Raw genomic sequence first — 22,438 nt, 5'->3', positions numbered from 1 at the left:
CACTCCAAGTCAAGAGCGCGGCAGCTCCGGCAGCGGCCGGGCGTACAGCCACGCGTCCCACAGCTCCCGCAGTGGCGTATCGCCGTAATGTCCGGCCAGATCGGTGAACTCCTCGGTGCCGACCAGCGAGTGCCGGTACCGTTGCGTCCAATCCCGCAGCAGCGCAAAGAATTTCGCGTCGCCGAGGGTCAGCCGCAGCGCGTGCAGGGTGAGCGCGCCGCGCTTGTACACCCGATCGTCGAACATCGTGCGCGGTCCAGGATCGGCCAGCACGAGATCGCGCGGCTGCCGCGCGAGCAGCTGCCGGGCCGAGCGGGCCAGGGCGTCGGCGCTCGGACCGCCCGACGCCTCCGACCAGATCCACTCCGCGTAGCAGGCGAATCCCTCGTGCAGCCAGATGTCGCGCCACTGCCGCACGGTCAGGCTGTTGCCGAACCACTGATGCGCCAGTTCGTGCGCGATCAGCCGTTCGGCGCCGCGCTCCCCGTCGCAGTGATTGGCCCCGAAGATCGACAGGCCCTGCGCCTCGAGCGGGATCTCGAGGTCGTCGTCGGTGACCACGACCGTGTATCCCGCGAACGGATACGGCCCGAAGCGCCGCTGGAATTCGGCCATCATCAGCGGCTGCCTGCCGAAGTCGTGTTCGAAGCGGGTCCGCAGCCGCGGCGGCAGCACCGCGCGCATGGGCACCGGTTCCGCGTCGCGGACCGGGTCGATCCGGTATTCGCGGTAGGGGCCGATCTGCACGGTCGCCAGGTACGTCGACATCGGCTCGGCCTGCTCGTACACCCAGGTGGTGCGGCTGGACTTGGTGCGCTTGTGGGTCAGAACCCCGTTGGCCACAACGTGATACGGCGAATCGGTGGTGACGGCGATGCGGTAGCTCGCCTTCGCGCCGGGATGGTCGTCGCAGGGGAACCAGGACGCCGCGCCGTTGGGTTGCCCGGCCACCAGCGCGCCGTCGGTCAGCTCCTCCCAGCCGACCTCGCCCCACGGCCCGCGGATCGGGCGCGGCGTGCCCGCGTACTGCACGGCGATCACCAGCGCGCCCCCGGCCGGAATCGGTTGCGCCGGAGCGAAGGTCAGCTTGCCGTGCCGGTGCGTATACCTCGCGACCTTGGCTCCGTTCACCGAAACCTTTGCGACGGTGAGGGATTGGGACAGATCCAGCGCGAAGCGGGGCCGCGCCTCGGTGGTGACGGCGGTAATGTCGGCGCGCCCGGCGAGCCGGTTGCTCGCCACCTTGTACTCGAGGTCGAGTTCGTAGCGCGACACCCGGTAGCCGCGGTTGCCGTTCTGCGGGAGGTAGGGATCGATCGGCGCGTCGGAGACCTTGTCGGACATCACCGCTCCGGCCAGGGCGCGATCGGGTTGCCCCACCAGCGGGTCGAGGGCGGCACGGTATCGCCGCGCATCACCAGGGAGGCGGGGCCGACCGTGGCGCCCGCGCCGATCCGCGCGGCGGGCAGCGCCACGCAGTGCGGGCCGAGGGTCGCGCCCGCCTCCAGAGTCACCGTATCCATGGCCATGATCCGATCATGGAACAAATGCGTCTGCACGACGCAGCCGCGTTCGACGGTCGCCCCGTCGCCGAGGGTCACCAGATCGGCCTCGGGCAGCCAGTACGACTCGCACCACACCCCGCGCCCGATCCGCGCGCCGAGGCCGCGCAGCCAGATGTTCATCACCGCGGTGCCGGTCGCGGCGCGCGCGAACCACGGGGCCGCAACGGTTTCCACGAACGCGTCGGACACCTCGTTGCGCCACACGAACGAGCTCCACAGCGGATGCTCCTCGCGCCCGATCCGGCCGACCATCGCCCATTTCGCGGCCACCGCACAACCTCCGGCCAACGCACCCGCCAGATGCAGCACGATCCCGGCCAGCAACGCGGCGAACCAGTAGCCGGGCCCCTGGGCCAGCGCGGCGAGCCCGAACAGCACGCCCAGCCCGATGCCGAAGGTGACGATCACGGGCAGCAGGCGGCAGGTCTCGACGACGCCGCGGGCCACCTTCAGCCGCAGCGGCGGATCGAAGGTGCGGGCGGTGTCGGACTCACCGGCCTTGCGGCGCAGGCGAACCGGCGGGCTGCCCAGCCACGACGAGCCGGCCTTGGCCTTCTCCGGCGCGGCCGACAGCACCGCGACCAGACCGTTCTTCGGTACCCGGCGGCCCGGCGCGGTCATGCCCGAGTTGCCCAGGAACGCGCGCTTGCCGACCTTCGCCTCGCCGACGCGCATCCAGCCGCCGCCGAGTTCGTAGCCCGCGATCATGGTGTCGTCGGCGAGGAAGGCGCCGTCGGCGACCGTGGTGAACTTGGGCAGCAGCAGGACCGTGGACGCCTCCACATTGCGGCCGACGCGAGCGCCCAACAGCCGCAACCACATCGGCGTGAGCAGGCTGGCGTACAGCGGGAACAGGAAGGTGCGCGCGGAGTCCATCAGCCGTTCGGTGGCCCACGCCTGCCAGCCGACGCGGCTGCGCACCGGGTGGTAGCCCTCGCGCAGCCCGATGCTCAGCAGCCGCACCGCCACCACGGTGAGCGCGGCGAACACCGCCAGGCTCAGCACGGTCGCCACCGGCAGCAGCGCGAAGGCGTGACCGAGCGCACCGGGCAGGGTCCGGTCGTCGCGAATCGCCCACGCCAGCAACGCCCCACCCGCGGCGAGCGCGACGATCGGCAAGGCGGCCAGGACCATCGAGGTGATCCCGAAGACGAGCACCCAGCGGGTCGCGCGCGGCGGCGTCGCGGCGGGCCACGGGTGGTCGGCCTTGCCGACCTTCACCGCGGGCGAGCCCGCCCACTCCTGTCCGGCCTTGACCTTGCCGAAGACGGCCGACCCGGGTGCGACCACCGACCGTTTGCCGACCACCGCGCCCGGCAGCAGCGTCGAGCGCGAGCCGACCACCGCGCCCGCGCCGATCCGGATCGGGCCGATGTGCACGCGATCGCCGTCGATCCAGTAGCCCGCGAGATCCACCTCGGGTTCCACGCTGCATCCGTCGCCGAGTTCGAGCATCCCGGTCACCGGCGGCAGGCTGTGCAGATCCACGCCCTTGCCCACCCGGGCGCCGAGCGCGCGGGCGAACGGCACCATCCACGGTGCGCCGGACAGGTTCTCGGCCCCGCTGGCCTCCGCGAGCCGCACCGCCGCCCACAACCGCAGATGCACCGAACCGCCGCGCGGATACGTGCCCGCGCCCACGCCGCGCAACAGCAGGCGCGCACCGGCGACGCAGATGGCCATCCGGCCGGGCGGCGAGATGAACAGCACGAATCCGGCCAGCGCCCACCACCACGACAGGCCCGGCATCCACGGCAGCGCTCCCGACCAGCTCGCGATATTGGTGACGATGCCCAGCCAGGTCAGCCATTGCAGGCCGGTGAGCGTGGTCAGCGGCACCAGCGCGAGCACCTGGATCCACTGCGCCCGCCGGGAGGTCGGCGCGACGTGCCGGGTCTCGACCTCGGCGGCGGGCGCGGCGGCGTCGAGCAGATCGGCCAGCGCGCCGAGGCGGGGATGGTCGTAGAGGTCGGCGACGGTGACCCACGGGAAGCGCTCGCGCAGGGCGGTCACCAGTTGCGCGGCGGCGAGCGAACCGCCGCCGAGGTCGAAGAAGTCCGCGTTCGGGCCCGAGATGTCCGCGCCCAGAATCGAATTCCACAGTCCGGCGATCCAGTACGCGGTGCCGTCGAGGCCCTCGCCGGGTTCGGGATCGTTCGACGCGCCGGGCAGCGGCCAGGGCAGCGCGTCGCGATCGACCTTGCCCGAGGTGCGGGTGGGCAGTTCGTCCAGCACGGCCAGGCGCGGCACGAGCGGGGCGGGCAGGCTCTCGGCGAGCCGGTCGCGGGCGCGGTGCGCGTCGAATCCGGGGTCGGCGACACTGAGATAGCCGACCAGGATCTTGTTGCCCGCCTTGGTGGTTCGCACCGCGGCGGCCGCGGCGGTGACGCCGGGCAGGTTTTGCAGCGCGTTGTCGAGTTCGCCGAGTTCGATGCGGCGGCCGCCGATCTTGACCTGATCGTCGGCGCGGCCGAGGAAGATCAGCCCGGCCGCCTCGTTGCGGACCAGATCGCCGCTGCGGTAGGCGCGGTCCCAGCCGAGCGAGGGCATGGGAGCGTACTTCTCGGCGTCCTTGGCCGGATCGAGGTAGCGGGCCAGGCCGACGCCGCCGATCACCAGCTCACCGGATTCGCCCTCCCCCACGGGATTTCCGGAGCCGTCCACGACCGCCAGATCCCAGCCGTCCAGCGGCAGGCCGATCCGCACCGGTTCCCCCGCGGTGAGCCGGGCGGCGCAGGCGACCACGGTGGCCTCGGTGGGGCCGTAGGTGTTCCACACCTCGCGGTCGGCGCTGCCCGCCAGCCGCTCGGCCAGTTCGGGGGGCACGGCCTCGCCGCCGAAGATCAACAGCCGCACCGCCTCCAGGGCCTCGGCGGGCCACATGGCGGCCAGCGTCGGCACGGTCGACACCACGCTGATCGCGCGGCGCTCGAGCCACGGCCCGAGATCCATGCCGCTGCGCACCAGCGCGCGGGGCGCGGGCACCAGGCACGCCCCGTTGCGCCACGCCAGCCACATCTCCTCGCAGGAGGCGTCGAAGGCCACCGACAGTCCGGCCAGCACCCGGTCGCCGGGTCCGATCGGGTTGTCGCGCAAGAACATTCGCGCCTCGGCGTCGACGAACGCCGCGGCGTTGCGGTGGGTGACCGCGACGCCCTTGGGGGTGCCGGTGGAGCCGGAGGTGAAGATGATCCAGGCGTCGTCGTCGGGCGTGGGCGGCGCGGTGGAATCCGAACGGGCGCGGGCGTTTCCGGTCGCCTCGATCCCGTCCCCGGTGACCAGCGCCGTGATTCCCGCCTCCCCGAACACCAGCCGGGCGCGCTCCTCGGGATCGTCGGCGTCCACCGGAACGTAGGCCGCGCCCGCGTGCAGCACGGCCAGAATCCCGACATACAGCTCCGCGGTCCCGGACGGGACCCGCACCCCGACCCGATCCCCGGTCCGCACGCCCGCGTCGCGCAGCCGGTCCACGGCCTCGTCGATCTCGGCGAGCAGTTCGGCGTAGGTCAGGACGTCGGAGCCGTCGTCGATCGCGGGCGCGTCGGGATGGGCGGCCGCGGTCTCGGCGAGGATGTCGACGAGGGTGCGCGGCGGGGCCGCCGCCGCCGAACGAAGCAATGGAGTGGGTGCCGACACGTCGAAACCGAGCGTCACCGTCCTGCCTTTCCGATCGCCCCCGCCTACCGCCCGGCGCCGTTACCGGTGAGCTAATTCGGGACCATTCTCGCAGGACTATCGGGCGCGCCGGTGCGCGGGGCCGCGCTCAGAACATCGTCGGCCGGGTCGCCGCGTCCACTCCCCCGTCGATGACGAACTGCGCGCCGTGGATGTAGCCCGCCTGCGGGCCGAGCAGATACGTTGTGAGACTTGCGATCTCGGCCGGTTCGGCGGTACGGGCGATGGGCGCGGTGAAGCCGCGGATGAGGTCGCCGTAGCGGGGATCGTCCAGTCCGGCGCGCAGCAGCGGCGTATCGACCGTGCCGGGGGCGACGGTGTTGAGCCGCACCCCCGCCGCGCCCCAATCGGCGGCGCGGCGGCGGACCGCGACGGTGAGGGCGTTCTTGGACCAGGCGTAGGCGAGATGGCCCGCATAGTCGCCCGCGGGTCGCAGGGCCGCGGTGAGGTCGGCGGGCGTGGGGTCGGTGGCCAGCGGATTCTCCGCCCAGGTCACCTGAACCGAGGCCACCGAGGAGACCACGACGACGGCCGGGGATTCCGCCTTGCACAGCACCGGCAGCAGGCCGTCGAGGACCGCGACCGCCGCGTGGTAGTTGATATCGATCAGGCGCAGCGGGTCGGGGGTGTGCGGCCCGACGCCCGCACAGAGCACCGCGCCGTCGAGGGTACCGCCGCAGCGCTCGGTGACCTCCTCGATCGCGGCGGCCCGGCTCGCCGGGTCGGCCAGATCGGCGCGCACGTCCGCGTCGCGCAGGTCGATGCCGATGATGTCGTGCCCGGCCGCGGACAGGGCCGCCGCGGTGGCGGCGCCGATGCCCGAGGCCGATCCGGTGATCGCGATCGTCATCGGACAATTAGAACAGGTGTCACCCCGCGACGTGCCGATACGAGTTAGCATCCCGAGGATAATTAGAATCTGTTCTAGTTTTCCCCGCCGCCGCGCGGGCACTGCGAGAGGACACCGATGCGCTTCACCTACGCGGAGGCGATGACCGACCCGGCGCACTACATCCCGCTGGCCCGGGCCGCCGAGGCGGCCGGATTCCACAGCATGTCGATCGCCGACAGCATCGCCTATCCCGCCGAGTCGGATTCCACCTATCCCTACACTCCCGACGGCAACCGGGAGTTCCTCGACGACAAGCCGTTCATCGAGGCGTTCGTGCTCTCGGCGGCGCTGGCCGCGGCGACCACCCGGCTGCGGTTCACCCCGTTCGTCATCAAGCTGCCGATCCGCCCGCCCGTGCTGGTGGCCAAGCAGGCCGCCTCACTGGCCTATCTCAGCGGCAACCGGTTCTCCCTCGGCGTCGGCATCAGCCCGTGGCCGGAGGACTTCCAGATCATGGGCGTGCCGTTCGACAAGCGCGGCAAGCGCATGGACGAATGCATCGAGATCGTGCGCGGGCTGTCGCGCGGCGGGTACTTCGAGTATCACGGCGAGTTCTACGACATCCCCAAGATCAAGATCACCCCGGTGCCGACCGAGCCGCTGCCGATCCTGGTCGGCGGGCACAGCGACGCCGCGTTGCGCCGGGCGGTGCGGTTGTGCGACGGCTGGATGCACGCGGGCGGCGACGCCGCCGAACTGGACCGGATGCTCGACCGGCTCAGCGAATTGCGCCGGGACGCAGGGCATTCCGGCCCGTTCGAGATCCATGTGGCGTCCCTGGACGCCTACACCACCGACGGCATCAAACGGCTCGAGGACAAGGGCGTGACCGATGTGATCGTCGGCTTCCGCTACCCGTACGTCGCGGGTCAGGACACCGAACCGCTGGAGACCAAGATCGCCCACCTGAACCGCTACGGCGAGTCGATCATCGCCAAGTGCTGAGTCAGCGGCGCTTGGCGAAGCCGAGATCGATCACCGCGTCGCGCTCGGCCGCCAACTCGGCGACGCTGAGATCGATCCGCTCCCGGGAGAATTCGTCGATGTCCAGGCCGGGCACGATGTGGTACTCGCCCTCGCGGCAGGTGACCGGGAACGAGCTGATCAGCCCCTCGGGCACCCCGTAGGACCCGTCGGAGGGCACGGCCATCGACACCCAGTCCCCGGCGGGCGTGGCGCGCACCCAGTCGTGGATGTGGTCGATGGCCGCGCTCGCCGCGCTGGCGGCCGAGGAGGCGCCGCGCGCGGCGATGATGGCGGTGCCGCGCTGCTGCACGGTCGGGATGAAGTCCGCGCGCACCCACTCCGGGTCGTCGATCACCGCGAGCGCGGGACGACCGGCGATGGTGGCGTGCGAGAGATCCGGGTACTGGGTCGCGGAATGGTTGCCCCACACCGCGATTCGCGCGATGTCGACGGCGGGCGCGCCGGACTTCTTCGCCACCTGCGCGATCGCGCGATTGTGGTCGAGCCGGGTGAGCGCGGTGAACCGCTCGGCCGGGACGTCGGGGGCGTTGCTCATCGCGATGTAGGCGTTGGTGTTGGCGGGGTTGCCCACCACCAGAACCTTGACGTCGGCGGCGGCGCTGGCGTTGATGGCCGCGCCCTGATCGGTGAAGATCGGGCCGTTCGCGGCGAGCAGATCGGCCCGCTCCATGCCCGCGGTGCGCGGCCGCGCCCCGACCAGCAGCGCGATATTCGTGTCCGCGAAGCCGACCCACGGGTCGTCGCTGATATCGATGGACTCGAGCAGCGGGAACGCCCCGTCCTCGAGTTCCATGGCCACGCCCTCGAGCGCCCCGACCGCGGCCGGAATCTCCAGCAGCCGCAGCCGCACCGGGGTGTCCGCGCCGAGCATGGCCCCGGAGGCGATGCGGAACAGCAGCCCGTAGGCGATCTGACCGGCCGCGCCGGTGACGGTGACCGTCGCGGGGGTGGGGGCAGTGCTCACATCGACTCCTCGTGTCCTCGTGATCTTCGTGCCTGACCCAACCCTAGCCACGCTCACGCCCGCCGAGCCCCCGACGTGAGCAACCAGACACCCGGACCGCGACAGAGCCGACGAAACGGGCAAAATTGTTGCCGCGCAAGCGCTTTCAGGGCAACGGATGGTCCAGCCGCGCGATATCGCGGTCGCCGAGCACCACCGGCTGCACGATGTCCTGCGCGCGCACCAGCTGCACCGCCCGGTACAACGGCCGCTCCTCCAGGGCCGCGTCGCGCGCCTCCGCCCGCAGCTGGTTCACCAGCACGCCCGACACCGCCAGCGCCGCGGCCAGTTCGCTGCGCGCGAGCGCGTCGGCGAGCGTGCGCAGGCCCAGGATGTGCAGTTCCCGGCCGCTGCCGGAGTCGGTGTACATCGCCAGCGGCACAAGCTGGCTGTCCCGTCCGGCGGTCACCCGCAGCACGATGCGGCTCAGCCGCGCCGGATACACCAGCACCTCCACGCCCGTCGCCGCCGCGACGTCCAGCCGCCGCGAGCCGAACAGCCTGCGGGCGCGAAGTTCGGTGCCGGTCAACCACATTCGCCGCCGCTGCACCGCCACCGCGTACAGCGCGGTCGGCGCGCCCAGCGCCAGCCCGGCCAGCACCGCGACCGGCCAGCTCACCAGCAACGCGAGCAGCAGCGCCGCCACGACGCCGACCCCCACCGCCGCCAGCGTCAACCGGCGCAGCATGGGGGCGAACGTCTCCGGCGCGATCAGGTCCAGGCCGACCGGTTGCGCCGCACCGGAATTCGAGGGTTCAGTCACGCGTCCACATCCGTCGGGCCCCCGTCGTGACCGTACTACCGATCCCCCGCCAGCGCGGCCGAGACCGCCGAGACCGCCGAATCCAGCGGCAGCTGCCGTTGATCGCCGCTGGCCAGATCCTTCAGCCCGATCTCGCCCTCGGCGAGGTCCCGATCACCCAGCACCAGAGCGTATTTCGCGCCCGAGCGGTCGGCGGCCTTCATCGCGCCCTTCACCCCACGCCCGCCGTAGGCCAGATCGACCCGCACGCCCGCCGCGCGCAGCTCGGCGGCCAGCACCACCAGCCGTGCCTTGGCGGCGTCGCCGAGCGGGACGCCGAACACGTCGACGCGGGCCGGTTCGGCGGCGGACTTGCCCTCGGCCTGCAAGGCCAGGATCGTGCGGTCCACGCCGAGCCCGAAGCCGATGCCCGACAGCGGCTGCCCGCCCAGCTGGGCCATCAGCCCGTCGTAGCGGCCGCCGCCGCCGATCCCGGACTGCGCGCCGAGGCCGTCGTGCACGAATTCGAAGGTCGTCTTGGTGTAGTAGTCCAGGCCGCGGACCATGCGCGGGTTGATGACGTACGGCACGCCCAGTGCGTCGAGGTGGCCGAGCACCTGCTCGAAGTGGGTCTTGGCCGTCTCGGACAGGTGATCGAGCATGAGCGGCGCGTCGGCGGTCAGCGCTCGCACCTCGGGCCGCTTGTCGTCGAGCACGCGCAGCGGATTGATCTCGGCGCGGCGGCGGGTCTCCTCGTCCAGCGGCAGCGCGAACAGGAACTCCTGCAACAGTTCCCGATAGCGCGGGCGGCAGGTGTCGTCACCGAGGGAGGTGAGCTCGAGCCGGAAGCCGTCCAGGCCGAGGGAGCGGAAGCCCGCGTCGGCGATCGCGATCACCTCGGCGTCGAGGGCCGGATCGTCCACGCCGATGGCCTCCACGCCGACCTGCTGCAACTGCCGGTAGCGCCCGGCCTGCGGCCGCTCGTAGCGGAAGAACGGACCCGAGTAGTACACCTTGACCGGCAACTGCCCGCGGTCGAGCCCGTGCTCGATGACCGCGCGCATCACCCCGGCCGTGCCCTCGGGCCGCAGCGTCACGCTGCGATCGCCGCGGTCGGCGAAGGTGTACATCTCCTTGCTGACCACGTCGGTGGATTCGCCCACGCCGCGGGCGAACAGGCCGGTGTCCTCGAAGATCGGCAGCTCGACGTGCCCGTACCCGGCCAGTCGCGCCGAGCGCACGAGCGCGTCGCGCACGGCGACGAACTCCGCCGAGCCGGGCGGCACGTAATCCGGGATCCCCTTCGGGGCGGTGAAGCTGCTGGCCTTGGTCACGATCGACCAGTCTTTCAAACGCGTCGGGGGCGCGTCCAACCGGTTGCGGCCGGGCGTACGCGTCCCATGGTCCGATTCGCCTGGGCCGGTGTCGCGAATCCCTGTCCCCGGCTCGACCCATTTGGAGGTCGCGCGGATTGTACGGTGCGGAATCGTGACCTGAGTCGCGGTCTCAGGAAGTGATGGCACACTCTTATGCCGACAGCGGACCATCACGGGAGGATCTGGGAGTGCCGAGTAACGAACAGCGGCGGCAGGCGGCGAAACGCAAGCTCGAGCGGCGATTGGCCCGGCAGGCCGAGCGGGCCCGCAAGCGCAGGCAGCTCACCATCGCGGGCTCGGTCCTGGGTGTCGTCGTGGCGATCGCCGCCGGTGTGGGCATCTACTACCTGACCCGTGGCGACGACAAGTCCGACAACGCGGCGACCCCGGACTCCTCGCTCGCGAGCACGCCGCAGGCCGCGCCGCCGCCCTCCCCGCAGCCCAAGCCGGAGACCGTCGGCTGCGCCTACCGCGACGGCGGCGGCGACGCGGCCAAGCCGGTGGCCAAGCCCAACGGCGACAACATCGTCGCCAAGGGCCAGGAGGCGGTCACCATCACGACCGAGCAGGGCCCGATCGGCATCACCCTCGACCGCGCCGAATCCCCGTGCACCGTCAACAGTTTCGCGAGTCTGGTGAGCCAGCACTACTACGACGGCGCGCCCTGCCACCGGCTCAGCACGCAGGGCCTGAAGATGCTCCAGTGCGGCGACCCGACGGGCACCGGCAAGGGCGGACCCGGCTACGTCTTCGACAACGAGTACCCGACCGACCAATACCCGCCGATGGATCCGAACGAGGATGTGCCCCCGGTGCTGTACAAACGCGGCGTGGTCGCGATGGCCAACGCGGGGCCCGGCACCAACGGCAGCCAATTCTTCCTGTTGTTCGGCGACTCCCAGCTGCCGCCGTTGTACACGATCTTCGGCACGATCGACGAGGCCGGGTTGCGGACGCTGGACAAGATCGCCGCGAGCGGCGACGACGGTTCGCTGAACCCCCGACCCGGCGGCGGCAAGCCGAACCAACCCGTCACCTTCCAATCCGTCAAGCTGGGTTGAGTCCAAGGGCGGCGGAATGCCATGGCGGGGCGGCGAAATGGCATCGCGGAACGCTGGCACCGCCCCCGTTTCCGGGGGCATCCTGAGGTGCGGGAACATACCGGCGCATAGGGGTATATGTCGCAACAGTGCGTTATATGCTGTGCATGCACTCGCGAGCAGGTTTGTCGCACCGTTGTCGCTGGTAACCTCGAAGAACGGAGTGCCGATGAGACGTACCGACCACCCCACCGGGTAGGACTACGCCCCGTCGGCGCCGCCGGCATCCGCGTTGGCGAGACCGCAGCACCACCACCATCCATAGTGACTCTGCAACATCGGGGAGCAGGCAATGGCCGAGGAACTCGACGACATCGGCCGCGAGACAGCGGCTTTGATGAAGCAAATGTTGCAGCTTGCGACGCTGGTCGCGCTGCGCACCCGGGAACGCGGCCAGAAGGAAGCCGAGGCCCGCGTCAAGATCACCGACGCGCGGCGCAAGGAGGCCCGGGAACTCGCGCTGCGCGAGGCCCGCGAGGCCAAGGCCAAGGACCCACGCAATTTCGAGTTGGCCCGGATGCTGGAGCGGCCGCCGTTGGACAAGGGCGTCTCCCTCGAGAAGGACCGCTTCGCCGCGCAGGCCAGCGCGACGCGAATGGCCGCGCAGGCGGCGGCGAAGGATAAGGCCGCCAAGGAGATGAACCGCTACGACTCCGTCGAACGGCGCACCGCCTTGGCGGCGCATCTGGCCCGGATCGGCATCGCGCCCGATCTGGCGGCAGTACGAATGCTGATGGAGGTCAGCCAGGCCCAGCCGCCGCAGGCGGCGGTCCGAGGTCGCCCGGAGGAGCCGCCGCACGTGACGCGCGCCCGGCAGGCGCAGGCCCGCGGATTGGAACGCACGCGCGGCTGACGTTGCCGCGCAAGCCTTTCCGCTCCGGTCTCGTCAGGACGGGAACTCGCGGAAGTCTCCGGTCACCGGGTCGACGGTGGGGTCACCGAACAGACCCTGCTGCGGGGACTTCAACGGCAACGGGCTGAGCATGTCCTTGTGCCCGTTGCGAACACTGCAATACTTGAACGGCCCCTTCGGGTCGAACAGCCGCGCCATGTGCGGATCGGCGTGATCGAGGAACCACACGCTCATCCCCGTCTTCGGGTCCTGCCGCAGATACTCCCAGGCCCGCCACAACGCCTCGAGCCGCATCGCGGCCTCGGCGTGCTTCCACCATTCGGGGCACCACACCGTGTCGCTGAGATCGGTGACCTGACGCCGGTAGACCAGGCTCAGATAGTTCTCCACGAATTCGACCACCGTGGAGTAGATCATGTCCTGTTGCTGTTCGTTCACAGCGGCCGAACCTCCTCGGGCTGTCCGTATGTCTGCGGCTGGCCCGCGTCGTTCAACGCGCGCTCCTCGATGAGATCGCTGATCGTCGTGCGCCGTCCGGTTTGCGGATCGTGCTGTTCGATCGAATGACGTACCGCGTCAGCGTACTCGCTCTCCCACCACGGGACGGTCCGTACGAGGACGGCGGGAGCGCCGGAGGTGAACAGGATCGCGCGCCCGCGCGGCAGGGTGGCCAGAGCGTTGACGCTGAACGTCTTCGACGAACCCAGCGACCGCGAATAACTCTTGCCGCCTTTGGATTCCGACACCGATTGCGAGATCGTGTCGTAGTCGCCGATCGCCTCCGACCGTTCCTGGAGGAACTTCGTATCGTCCACCCCGCTGCCGAGCACCTTGATGTTGGCCGCCGACCACAGCGCCTCCATCCCGTCCTCGCCCCAGCATCGCGCGCCCTGCGCCCAGGACTGCAATACGGTCATGACGACGATGCCGCGCGAGCCGAAATGGCTGTACTGCTTGGGCAGATCCTTCCAGCGCACCACGTTCGCCGCCTCGTCCAGCACGGCCAGCAGCGGGATCGGCAACCGGCCGCCGCGCGAGCGCGACGCCTTGCGCATGGCGACATCGATGACGGCCTCGGTCAACGCGCTCACCAGAGGCGCGGCCGAGCCGCGGCCCTCGAGCGAGAGGCAGTAGAGGGTGCCGTTGTTCTCGATGAACTCCAGTTCGTCGAACGGCCGACGATCGCCCGTGGGAGTGACCCACGGGTGCACGTTGGACAGTTTCAGACAACGCACCATCTTCTTCGCGGTGCCGAAAATGCCACTGCGCGTGCGTTCGTCGGTGTTGTACTGCGCGGACAGGCCCGAGGCGGTGTAGTGGTGGCGGGCGGAACGCAGCAGCTCGATGGGCTCGCCGTCCTGCGGATTGGTGACCCATTCCCACACCTGCACGATGGGACGCTGTCCGATCGCGGCCGCGAGGAACAATCCGGCCAACAGATCCTCGGCCTCCGGATCGAAGAACGAGTCGGATTTGGCGTCGCTGCCGGAATCGCTGTCGGCGAAGTGACCCGCGAGCCGCGCGGCGCGCATCTCACAGCCCTCGTGCTGGGCGTCGACCCAGGCCAGCGGATCCCAGTACCAGGTCGGCTCCTCCCCCGCGACCTGCTGCGGATCGAAGACGAAGGTCCGAGACCCCTTGGCCTCCCGCACATCTCGCGTCGCGTCGACCACATCGCGTTTGTTGGAGGTGGCCAGCACCGGACCGATCGCGCTGAGGATGGCCGGAATCACGCGCGAGGTCGACTTGCCCTGCCGGGGCCCCCAGATGTCGAGATGCAGATCCTCGTAGGACCCGTAGAGCATGACCCCGTCCGCGACCGACATCCCGATCGGCACGCCGGGTGGATCGTCGTAGCCGAGTTCGACTCCGAGCTGCGTCGCCTTCTCCTTCGCCCCCGCGGCGGTCAACGCCGCGATCGCTCCCCCATTACCCATGTACTGGGCCTTGTCGTCGACCGCGAGCTTCCCCTTCCCCTTGCTCTTCTTCAGCTCCCGCCGCACCACCACATACGCGACCACCGCCCCCAACACCAGCAGCACGATCACCGATGACGCCGTGGGCCAGTGGAGTTTGCCGCGGGCGAAGCCGGCGACGATGGCGATCGGGTTGATCGGGACGTCCTGTTTGGTCACCGCCATCTGGTTGCCGAGTTGCAAGGCGAGCCACAGGGTTCCGATCACCGCGAAACCGATGTAGATCATGTACAGGGTGACGTCGGGACCGGGCTCGGCCGGGTCCTTCAACTTCTTCGCCATCTCCGCCTCCTGAGGTGACCGTATACGTTGTTGTGGCTCACCGGTATCCGTCGAGCCGCCAGCCGTCGGCGGTGCGCGCGACGGTGGCGATGACCGTCGTCGGCGTCAACGACTCGCGCCGGCCGTCGGGGTAGACGACGGTCTGCTCGATCCCGATCTTGTACTGCTCGTGGTCCGGATCGCCGCTGGGTGGCGCCTTCTCCCCGGAGGCGAAGGTGAACGCGTCGATCTTCGCACCGGCCTTGCCCCAGTCCGCCCATTGCAGCGACGGCTTCGGGGTGTCGACGCCGCTGGGCGGGGTGTCCAGGGTGCGGATCAGGCTGGGGCCCAGCCATTTCCGCGCCCGCGACAACGAGGCACCCTGCGCCTCGCGCGCCGGGTACCAGGTGTAGATCTCCCGCAGCGCGGCGACCGCCACGCCGTCGGGCGTGGTCGGATCGGGCGCGGGGACCGCCTCCAGCTGCCGCGGGGTCGAGGTCGGCGACCGTTCGGCCGACGAACCCGAATCGCCACCGCAACCGGCCACCAGTACCGCGATGCCCACCACCAGCATCACCACCAGGTTACCGTGTCTCGTCATCGATTTCGGCCCTGCTGTCCAGGCTAAACCCCGCGAGCGCCGGGCGGGGGCGACCCGGCTGTCCGTGACCCCGGCGTGTCCGACTTCCGGTGAACTCACAGCACCCTCCGCACTCGACTGTCGCCGGGAATGGGGGCCTCGCGGACACCGGACGCGTCGGCGGCACGGATCATCGTGCCGTTGCCGGTGTAGACGCCGACCTCGGCGGGCCCGCGCGGGCCGAATCGGGAGAAGACCAGATCGCCGGGCTGGGCCTTGCGCAGCGGCACCTCGGATCCCGCCTCCCACTGCTGTTCGGCCGTGCGCGGCAACGAGATTCGGCCCGAGGAGGCGGCGAAGACCGAGGCCGCGGTGAGACCGGGGCCGTCGAGTCCGCCGCCGGACGGGCCCTGCGGTCCGCCGCCGCCCCAGACGTACGGGGTGCCGATCCACTGCCGGGCGGCCTCGACGATCTGCGCGCCGGGGGGTTGGCCGTCGGGCTGGAAGCGGCCCGTCGCGCCCGCGGCGCGGTACTGGGGTTCCATGGCGAGGATGTTGGCGACGTAGGGCTGGGTCTCGGAGAAGTGCGCGGCGACCTGATTGGGCATGCCGCCCGAGGCGAGCACCGCACCCTCTCCGGCGTTGTAGGCGGCCAGGGCGAGCGGGACCACGTCGCCGTGCACCCGGCCCTCGCCGATCCAGCGTTCGACCTGATGGGCGATCGAGCACATGTAGCGGCCCTGGGCGATGATGGCGTCGCCGTCGTCCCACAGACTGGCGGTGCCGTTGCCGTCCGCGTCGAGCAGATACGGTTTGCCGTCGTCGGGGTCGGCGGCGCGGGCGGTACTGGGCAGGAACTGCGAAAGCCCTTGCGCCCCAGCCGGAGACGTGAGGCCGCGCCGGAAACCGGATTCCTGCCGTCCCTGCGCGGCCAGCAGGGACGGGGTGATCTCCGGGCACAGGGACCCCGCGCGGCGATACCAGATCTCGAGTTCGGCGGGCACCTTCCCATCGGCGAGCGCCCCGCCCGCGGTGCCGAATCCGCGCTGGCACTGCGGGTTGACCGAGAACGGCCACGCCCCACCGCCGCTCGGGGTCGGCGCGCCGTCGAGCCAGGGCAGCGGATCGATCTGATGGCCGCCTGCGAACCGCCCGCCGGGCACGATCTCGAAATGCAGATGGGGACCGGAGGATTCGCCCGCCGACCCGACCCGGCCGATCTGCTGCCCGGCACGCACCGGCTGCCCGACGCGCACGAGCACCCCACTGTCCCATTCGTGCCCGTACACCGCCGAGAACGGCCGCCCGTTGACGTCGATGGAATCCACCACGATCCAGTTCCCGAATCCGGACGCGGGCCCCGCCGCGACGACCATCCCGTCGGCGACGGAGAAGATCGGCGTCCCGTCGGCGGCGGCCAGATCCACCCCCAGATGCGTCCCCCCGCGCGCCCCGAACGGATCCGACACCGTGAAAGATCCCCCCGGCAACGGCCACGTCCGCCGGATCGGAGCCAGCCCACCCGCCAGCGAGGGCGTCCCCGTCACCGTCGAACCACCCTGCGCCACAGGCCGATCCGGCGCTCCCGTCGCCGTCCCCGTGATCACCGCGGCCCCCTGCGAGGGCGCCCCCGCCTCTTGCGAAGGCACCCCCGTTCCACTGGCCCCACTCGTCGCGACCCCCGACGCCCCCATCGCCCACGTACTCCCCGGCACACTCGGCTGATCCGCACACGGATCCTCCGACGCGGGCAACACCACGACCACCACGAGCGCGATCAACCCGATCACACTCCCCAGCCCCACCCACACCCACCGCTTGGGATTCACCGCACCCCCAGAGCACGCACCCCAGCCGCACCCTTTATTCGGATCCGCACACCGTATGGGGGTCTGAAGGGGGTGCGGATCCGAATAAGGGGTGCGGCTGGGGGTGCCGGGCGGTGGGGGGTGGTCATGGGGTGCGTTTGGTGTCGTTGAGGGTTTCGACGAGGGTGCGGTTCATTTCGGCGGCGGCGGCTAGTTGTTGTTGGAGGAGGGCCACTTTGCGGCGGAGGGCGATGGCGTCCATGCGTTCGAGGCTGGGGCCCTCCGCGGCGCGGACCCAGTTGCGGACCGAATTGGTGTGCACGCCTATCTGTTCGGCGACGACGCGGCAGGCCTCCGACTCGCTGCGCAGCCTGCCGGTGAGGGCCAGCACCTGCTCGACGGCCGCCTGCCGCACCTCCGGCGACACCCTGCGATAGGACCTGTGCGGCATCATCGTGCCAACCTCCCGGACATTTCCGATCTCACGCGGCACTCCCCTCGTCACCGCGGCGCGCGGTGGATTCCGTGAATTCGCTGAAGCGCTGGTTGGTTTCGTGGATTCCGCTGGCCTTCTCCGACATGGTGAACTCCATGTGGAACGGGATGCCCGGACGCCGGTCCTCACCGATCTTGAGCAGGAATTTGCCGGTGCCGGGAGCGGGCGGGCGGATCTGGCCGGGTTTGAGCGCCTCACCCGTGAGCGCTTGCGGCGCCGACCAACTCGTCACCATCTCCTCCTCGGCGGCGGTGAACGGCACCGTGGAGTCGAGCCGCTTGATCTCCTCGGGCGGCAGCGCGCCGAAGATCTTGGCGCGGGCGCGTTCGAGGAAGCCGAGCGCCTTGGCGATGGCGGCCTCCGAGCCGAGGGCCTGGAGGTCCTTGATGGTGTGGCTGATCATGATCAACGCGGTGGCAATCGTGCGGTTCAGGCGGGTCAGCTCGTCGACGCGGTCGATCATGAAGTCGCCCAGTCCCAGCACCTGCCACAGCTCGTCCATGACGACCTGGAAGTAGCGCTGCGGCCCGAGTTCGGCGTCGGCGACCACGTGCGCGGCCTCGACCGAGGCGAAACCGTCGGCCCAGCAGGCGAGCATGACGGCGGCCTTGAGTTTCTTGTCGCCGTTGGGAATGTGCGAGACATCGATGCAGACCGCCACCGCGGAGGTGTCGATCGGGGCGGTGGTCTGGCCGTTGAAGATCGCGCCGAACGGGCCCTGGGTCAGCGCGCGCAGCGAGCGCCGCAGGCCCTTGGTGGCCTCGTGGTACTCCTCGGGGTTGTCGGCCCCGGCGTCGAGCATGAGTTCCTCGCCGCCGCCGACGATCACCTCGAGCAGGTTCTCCATGATGGGCGGGTTGTCGGGGGTGTAGCCGCTGCCCTCGCGGTAGAGGATGCGCAGCGCGGTGGAGATCAGCGTCTCCTCGTAGTCGCGCACCCGCGCCCCACGCACCAGCTCCACCAGACCGGCGATGAGCGTGACCTGCCGGGCCCGCATCTCCTGGGTCACCTGGATCTGCAAGGCGGGCAGGTCGTTCAGCATCGGCACGATCGAGCCGAGCACACCGGCGGCGAGCGGATTCAGCTTGCCGTGCCCGTAGCCCAGGTCGATGACCTGACCGCCGACCAGCTCCACCAGTTTGCGGTAGTCGGGTTTGACGTCGGCCAGGATCAGCGGCGTGATGCCCTGCGCGACACCGCCGAGCACGATCCGGCGCACCAGCGAGGATTTACCGAAACCGTTGAGCCCCAACACGAACAGGCTCGGCGCGGTGATGAAGCTGCCGCGCATGAACCAGTTCATCGGATCGAAGCAGACCGGCGCGCCGGTGTGCAGGTGCGAGCCGAGCGGTGTGCCGATCAGCGGCGCGCCCGCGCCCACCGACCAGGGCCACAGCCCCGCGACCTGCGCGGTGGTGGCGCGGTATTCGACCGGCCGCCCGACCACGCTCATCCGGCCGCCGCCCGCCCCGGCGTAGCCGCGATCGGTCAACGGCGCCGTCTCCCGGTCGAATCCGTCCTCGACGACGGCCTCGATCCGCGCGGCGGCGTTGACCCGCCGCAGATCGTCGGTCCGGAGCCGGAACGCGGCCCACGCCGCCCGCAGCCCCGCCCGTTCCCGCGCGATGGCCTCGTACCGCGCCCGGGTCGCGTCGTCGAGCAACGGCGGCCCCTGCCGCTTCGGCTTGACCGGCCTGCCCCGCTGCCCCGAGCCCCGCCCCCGATCGGACCGCGCGTACGCACCCCGATCCGCCCCGGACCGCCGCGTTCCACCCCGAGACCCATTGCCGCGCACCCGATCCCCGTCCCCCCGGGCCCGAATCCGCTCGGTAGGCTGCTCGCCCTCCCGGCGGCGCACCGCCGCCCGTCCGTCGTCCCGCATGGCCCCCCGCTCCTGCCCGCCACGCCGCCGCGCGGCCTCGCCCTGCCCCGAACGCCCACGCCCCGCCCCGTTCCCGGACCGCTCCTCCGCACGCCCACTCCCGCGCCGCCGATCGGTCCCGCGCGCCGCCCCATCGGCGACGCCACGCCGCGAATCACCCGCGAATCCTTCGGTTGCGGCCACCCCACCCGAGCCGTCCCCACGCCCACCGGGCCGTCCCGCACCCCGCCCGTGATCGGACCCGAACCCGCCCCGCCGCCCGTCGGACCCTCGGGTCCCGGCGTCCACTCCACCGCGCGGGCCGTCCGCTCGAACCCCAGCGTCGACTCCGCCGCGCCGCCCGTCGGACCCTCTGGCCTCCGCGTCCGCTCCGCCGCCCCGCGGATCGGAGCCGAACGTGTCGGATATGCCGCCCGAATGGCTTGCGGCACCGCTGTTTTCATGACCCAGATGGGGGTCGTACGCCCCCCGATGGCCGGTCACGGAGGCGTCGGCACCGGGGGCGTCGATATGAATCCCGTTGGCGCGGGCCGCGTTTCGGCCGTCGGGGAGGCCGAGGGTCGGGTCGTGGGTGACCGGGCCCGCCAAGGTGTCGATGTCGAGGAGGTCGGCGGACCTGGGGGCAGCGGCAACCCCGTCATCCGCTGCCGCCCGGTCACCGTCGGCCGGATCCCGTTCCGGGCGCGCCGGATTCGGCGCGCCGGAGTGGCCCCGAAGCCCCGTTCCGGGACCGGCCGTCGTCTCATCCCCCTCCGCCCGCGCGCCACGGCGCGGGCGGTCCTTGCCGGTGTCGGCGGTGGCGCCGGTGCGGCCGGGCACTCGCCGACTCGGGACGGCCTTCCACTCCTCCGGGACACCGGGTTCGACGCCGGTCTGCCGGGGCAGGACGGCGCCGCGCAGTCCCGGCGGCAGGTTCTTCTCGTCCTCGGGTCGGTCCGGGGGCGGTTCCGCGATCCTGGAGTCGGTCGAAAACTCTTGCGGCGCTTCGCGTTTCCCGGTGCCGGGACGCCACACCAGTGCCTCGGCGCTGCTGGGGCCGCTCGCGTCGGGCAGGTCGAGCAGGCCGTCGAGGTCCATCTCGTCCGGAACCTCGAGGGTCACCTCGGGTTCCGGATGCGCCGAACGCGCGGAGCCGCGGCGCGACGGCGGGGTGTCGCCGGGATCGTCGGGCGGGGCGGAGCGCGCCGAACCCCGTCGCGCGGGCGGGGATTCGCGGTCGTCGCCGGGCGCGCCGAGGTCGCGGCGGGTGGGACGCACGGGCGCGTCGTCCCAGTCGGCAGGGAGGGCGGACCGTGGGTCACCGGGCGTGTACGCCTCGATGTCCCAGCCGTCGTCGTGGCCGCGGCGCGCCCCGCGGCCCACCGGCGCCGGATTCTCCGGGTCGACCACCCGTTCCCGGTAGCGCGGTGGTTCGCCGCGGTACCGGATCGGCGGTTCCTGATCACCTGCCATATTCGCTCACCCCGCCAAGGCTTTGGGAATGGACGCGTGCTCCGGCAGGATCACCCCGCATCCCAACGACGCCGCGAAGGCCGCCGCCTGGTAGCGGTAACACCGCCGGATCTTCAAGCGCGCCTGCGTGGACAGGTCGCGCGTGATGGCCTCGATGCGCGGCAGATCGCCGCGCAGGGGTTCGGTGATGGTCACCAGCGCCCCGAACCGGGTGACGCCGTGACCGCGGGCCTGCTCCTCGCGGGCCTGCTGGGTGGCGCCCACGCGCAGGGTCGCCGCGGCCGACACCACACCGCGCTCGCTCTGCTGGGCGACCAGCGCGTTCTTGTAGTCGTCGTCGACGATCTCGGCGGCGTCGGCGGCCGAGTGCGGACGGTACACGATGGCGATGCGCTTGCGCGGCACCTCCGGATTCGGCGCGAGCAGCCGTTGCAGCACCCGCTCGTCCACCGCGCCCTCGGGGGCGGTCTCCATCTCCCAGGTGACCGAGCGGCCGCCGTCGTGGATGAAGTGGTCCCAGCGCTCCTCGTGCGAGATCGGCCCGGCGTCGGCCCAATCCAGCCCGTGCCCGCCCGGTTCGCTGGCCGCGACCTCGAGATCGGCCTGCGCGGCCGGATCGTAGCTGCGCCGGATGAAGGAGATGACCTCGTCGGCCGACATGGGCTGCGCGCGCACGCCCGCCTCGGCCAGCGCCGCGCAGATGCCGGGCAGTCGCCGCCCGATCTCCACCGCCTCCTCGGCCGGATTCTTGCGGCGCTCGGCGGTGGTGGCCTTGAACGTGATCGCCACCCGCGGCAGCAGCTGCACCCGCTCCTGCGGCAGTTCGGTGGCCAGCTCGTACATCACCTGCTGGGCCAGGTCCGGGGACTGCGGGTGGGTGATCGTGGAAACCTCTGTGAGCAAACGGTTTCCGGTCTCGGGCACGGTGTCGATGACCGGGACGACCGCAATGATGTCGGAGGTCTGGCCGAGCGAGGCCAGGAACGTCCCCCACGCCGACACCCACCGATCGATCACCGGCTGGTCGACCGCCTCGTGCCCCTGCGGCCAGGCCCGCAGCACGACCGTGTACTGCGCGAACTGCGGCAGATGGATCATGCCGAAGCTGTAACCGCCCGCGTCGATGCCCTCGTACAGCTTGGAGGGGGCCATCAGGCCGGGCAGCCGCGCCACCCCGCCGGGGATGCGCGAGAACCGGCCGCCCCGGTAGACGTGCTCACCCTTGTTCCGGCCGCGCAACCAGTGGAACATCATCAATCCCGTCTCGTAACCGGAGCGGCCGCCCGTGCGCCACACCAGGGGAACCATCACGACCACGCCGACGCCCGCGACGAAGAACATGGCCTTCGGACCGGCCACCAGCGCCGTGAGCAGAGCCGAGATGACCACGATGAAGCCGAGCACGGTCTCCCCCCAGCGCAGACCGAAAAGGCCTGCGCTGCGGGGTTTCTGCCACAGTCCGTAGGACCGGCGCTCGTAGCTCTCGCTCGTCGTCATCGCGGAATCGTGCTCCTACCGAGGTCGGGTGCGCGGTTGGCCCAGCGGTCGCCGGCGACGTCGCCCATGGCGTCGTCGGCCCGGCCCAGGGGCGCACCGGCCGCACGAGCGGTGGTGATGCGATTCATGATTCGTGCCGGGCCGGATGGTACTGGCCCCGAACCGGGCGGCGCCGCAGGACGCGCGGCCGCCGCGCCGCCGCCCGCGGGCTGTCCGTCCGGACCGCGCGGCGGCACCGGCCGCCCGCCCGGGCCCCGCAGACCCGGTGCGCCGCCGGGGGGTGGCCAGCGCCG

At 71.2% G+C, this 22,438-nt stretch carries 17 protein-coding genes; 3 read left to right on the top strand and 14 right to left on the bottom strand.

Annotation, left to right across the window (positions count from 1 at the left end; all coding sequences use genetic code 11):
- Positions 1-9: 9 nt before the first annotated feature.
- The 3 genes from ACWDSJ_RS15620 to ACWDSJ_RS15610 all read right to left on the bottom strand — a co-directional run bounded on the left by ACWDSJ_RS15620 (position 10) and on the right by ACWDSJ_RS15610 (position 6,090).
- Positions 10-1,344 carry a M1 family metallopeptidase gene (locus ACWDSJ_RS15620; protein ID WP_450032540.1) on the bottom strand — a complete coding sequence of 445 codons (1,335 nt, stop codon included), beginning with the start codon at positions 1,342-1,344 and terminating at the stop codon, positions 10-12.
- Positions 1,344-5,219 carry a Pls/PosA family non-ribosomal peptide synthetase gene (locus ACWDSJ_RS15615; protein ID WP_450032538.1) on the bottom strand — a complete coding sequence of 1,292 codons (3,876 nt, stop codon included), beginning with the start codon at positions 5,217-5,219 and terminating at the stop codon, positions 1,344-1,346. Before ACWDSJ_RS15615 ends, ACWDSJ_RS15620 begins: the two co-directional genes overlap by 1 nt.
- 109 nt (positions 5,220-5,328) lie before the next feature.
- Positions 5,329-6,090 (bottom strand): SDR family oxidoreductase, encoded by a 762-nt coding sequence (locus ACWDSJ_RS15610; protein ID WP_450032536.1) that lies wholly within the window; start codon positions 6,088-6,090, stop codon positions 5,329-5,331.
- Between the two features lie 117 nt (positions 6,091-6,207).
- On the opposite strand from ACWDSJ_RS15610, the gene ACWDSJ_RS15605 reads away from it, so the two are divergent.
- Positions 6,208-7,077, top strand: a complete 870-nt coding sequence (locus ACWDSJ_RS15605) for a TIGR03619 family F420-dependent LLM class oxidoreductase (RefSeq protein WP_450032534.1) — start codon at positions 6,208-6,210, stop codon at positions 7,075-7,077.
- A gap of 1 nt (position 7,078) precedes the next feature.
- Here the strand turns inward: ACWDSJ_RS15605 and ACWDSJ_RS15600 are convergent, their stop codons facing one another.
- The 3 genes from ACWDSJ_RS15600 to hisS form a co-directional block, all read right to left on the bottom strand.
- Positions 7,079-8,083 carry a malate dehydrogenase gene (locus ACWDSJ_RS15600; RefSeq protein WP_450032532.1) on the bottom strand — a complete coding sequence of 335 codons (1,005 nt, stop codon included), beginning with the start codon at positions 8,081-8,083 and terminating at the stop codon, positions 7,079-7,081.
- Positions 8,084-8,228: 145 nt separating this feature from the next.
- A complete protein-coding gene (locus ACWDSJ_RS15595; protein ID WP_387356868.1) occupies positions 8,229-8,885 on the bottom strand; it encodes a hypothetical protein in 657 nt (218 codons plus the stop codon).
- Between the two features lie 35 nt (positions 8,886-8,920).
- Positions 8,921-10,198: a histidine--tRNA ligase gene (gene hisS / locus ACWDSJ_RS15590; protein WP_450032530.1), complete on the bottom strand. Its 1,278-nt coding sequence runs from the start codon at positions 10,196-10,198 to the stop codon at positions 8,921-8,923.
- Between the two features lie 230 nt (positions 10,199-10,428).
- On the opposite strand from hisS, the gene ACWDSJ_RS15585 reads away from it, so the two are divergent.
- Together ACWDSJ_RS15585 and ACWDSJ_RS15580 are read left to right on the top strand one after the other, a co-directional pair.
- On the top strand, positions 10,429-11,301 hold the full coding sequence (locus tag ACWDSJ_RS15585; RefSeq protein ID WP_450032528.1) for a peptidylprolyl isomerase: 873 nt from the start codon (positions 10,429-10,431) through the stop codon (positions 11,299-11,301).
- Positions 11,302-11,632: 331 nt separating this feature from the next.
- Positions 11,633-12,193, top strand: a complete 561-nt coding sequence (locus tag ACWDSJ_RS15580) for a hypothetical protein (RefSeq protein ID WP_450032526.1) — start codon at positions 11,633-11,635, stop codon at positions 12,191-12,193.
- A gap of 33 nt (positions 12,194-12,226) precedes the next feature.
- On the opposite strand, the gene ACWDSJ_RS15575 is transcribed toward ACWDSJ_RS15580, so the two are convergent.
- The 8 genes from ACWDSJ_RS15575 to ACWDSJ_RS15540 all read right to left on the bottom strand — a co-directional run bounded on the left by ACWDSJ_RS15575 (position 12,227) and on the right by ACWDSJ_RS15540 (position 22,273).
- Positions 12,227-12,631 carry a DUF4913 domain-containing protein gene (locus tag ACWDSJ_RS15575; RefSeq protein WP_450032524.1) on the bottom strand — a complete coding sequence of 135 codons (405 nt, stop codon included), beginning with the start codon at positions 12,629-12,631 and terminating at the stop codon, positions 12,227-12,229.
- Positions 12,628-14,451: a type IV secretory system conjugative DNA transfer family protein gene (locus tag ACWDSJ_RS15570; RefSeq protein WP_450032522.1), complete on the bottom strand. Its 1,824-nt coding sequence runs from the start codon at positions 14,449-14,451 to the stop codon at positions 12,628-12,630. The genes ACWDSJ_RS15575 and ACWDSJ_RS15570 overlap by 4 nt, the downstream gene beginning before the upstream one ends.
- A 37-nt stretch (positions 14,452-14,488) precedes the next feature.
- Positions 14,489-15,031: a hypothetical protein gene (locus ACWDSJ_RS15565; protein ID WP_450032520.1), complete on the bottom strand. Its 543-nt coding sequence runs from the start codon at positions 15,029-15,031 to the stop codon at positions 14,489-14,491.
- Positions 15,032-15,126: 95 nt separating this feature from the next.
- Positions 15,127-16,839, bottom strand: a complete 1,713-nt coding sequence (locus tag ACWDSJ_RS15560; protein ID WP_450032518.1) for a peptidoglycan DD-metalloendopeptidase family protein — start codon at positions 16,837-16,839, stop codon at positions 15,127-15,129.
- Positions 16,840-16,963: 124 nt separating this feature from the next.
- Entirely contained in the window at positions 16,964-17,272 is a 309-nt protein-coding gene (locus ACWDSJ_RS15555; RefSeq protein WP_387356850.1) for a transposase, read from the bottom strand.
- Between the two features lie 28 nt (positions 17,273-17,300).
- A complete protein-coding gene (locus ACWDSJ_RS15550) occupies positions 17,301-20,648 on the bottom strand; it encodes a hypothetical protein (RefSeq protein WP_450032516.1) in 3,348 nt (1,115 codons plus the stop codon).
- A 6-nt stretch (positions 20,649-20,654) separates the two neighbouring features.
- The gene (locus ACWDSJ_RS15545) at positions 20,655-22,145 is read right to left on the bottom strand and encodes an SCO6880 family protein (protein WP_387356846.1); all 1,491 of its coding nucleotides are present in this window, start codon (positions 22,143-22,145) and stop codon (positions 20,655-20,657) included.
- Complete coding sequence (locus ACWDSJ_RS15540) at positions 22,142-22,273, bottom strand: hypothetical protein (RefSeq protein ID WP_450032514.1); 132 nt, start codon at positions 22,271-22,273, stop codon at positions 22,142-22,144. The genes ACWDSJ_RS15545 and ACWDSJ_RS15540 overlap by 4 nt, the downstream gene beginning before the upstream one ends.
- Between the last annotated feature and the right edge of the window lie 165 nt (positions 22,274-22,438).

The organism is Nocardia sp. NPDC003482 (assembly GCF_053588115.1).
Note: the sequence above shows the minus strand (reverse complement) of the source record. Positions and strands in the feature narration are given on the sequence as shown.

Bases quoted from the DNA above. Each gene is read 5' to 3' on its own strand.
- ACWDSJ_RS15620 (WP_450032540.1), bottom strand. From the start codon at position 1,344: ATGTCCGACAAGGTCTCCGACGCGCCGATCGATCCCTACCTCCCGCAG.
- ACWDSJ_RS15610 (WP_450032536.1), bottom strand. From the start codon at position 6,090: ATGACGATCGCGATCACCGGATCGGCCTCGGGCATCGGCGCCGCCACC.
- ACWDSJ_RS15605 (WP_450032534.1), top strand. From the start codon at position 6,208: ATGCGCTTCACCTACGCGGAGGCGATGACCGACCCGGCGCACTACATC.
- ACWDSJ_RS15580 (WP_450032526.1), top strand. From the start codon at position 11,633: ATGGCCGAGGAACTCGACGACATCGGCCGCGAGACAGCGGCTTTGATG.
- ACWDSJ_RS15570 (WP_450032522.1), bottom strand. From the start codon at position 14,451: ATGGCGAAGAAGTTGAAGGACCCGGCCGAGCCCGGTCCCGACGTCACC.
- ACWDSJ_RS15565 (WP_450032520.1), bottom strand. From the start codon at position 15,031: ATGACGAGACACGGTAACCTGGTGGTGATGCTGGTGGTGGGCATCGCG.
- ACWDSJ_RS15555 (WP_387356850.1), bottom strand. From the start codon at position 17,272: ATGATGCCGCACAGGTCCTATCGCAGGGTGTCGCCGGAGGTGCGGCAG.
- ACWDSJ_RS15550 (WP_450032516.1), bottom strand. From the start codon at position 20,648: ATGGCAGGTGATCAGGAACCGCCGATCCGGTACCGCGGCGAACCACCG.
- ACWDSJ_RS15545 (WP_387356846.1), bottom strand. From the start codon at position 22,145: ATGACGACGAGCGAGAGCTACGAGCGCCGGTCCTACGGACTGTGGCAG.
- ACWDSJ_RS15540 (WP_450032514.1), bottom strand. From the start codon at position 22,273: ATGAATCGCATCACCACCGCTCGTGCGGCCGGTGCGCCCCTGGGCCGG.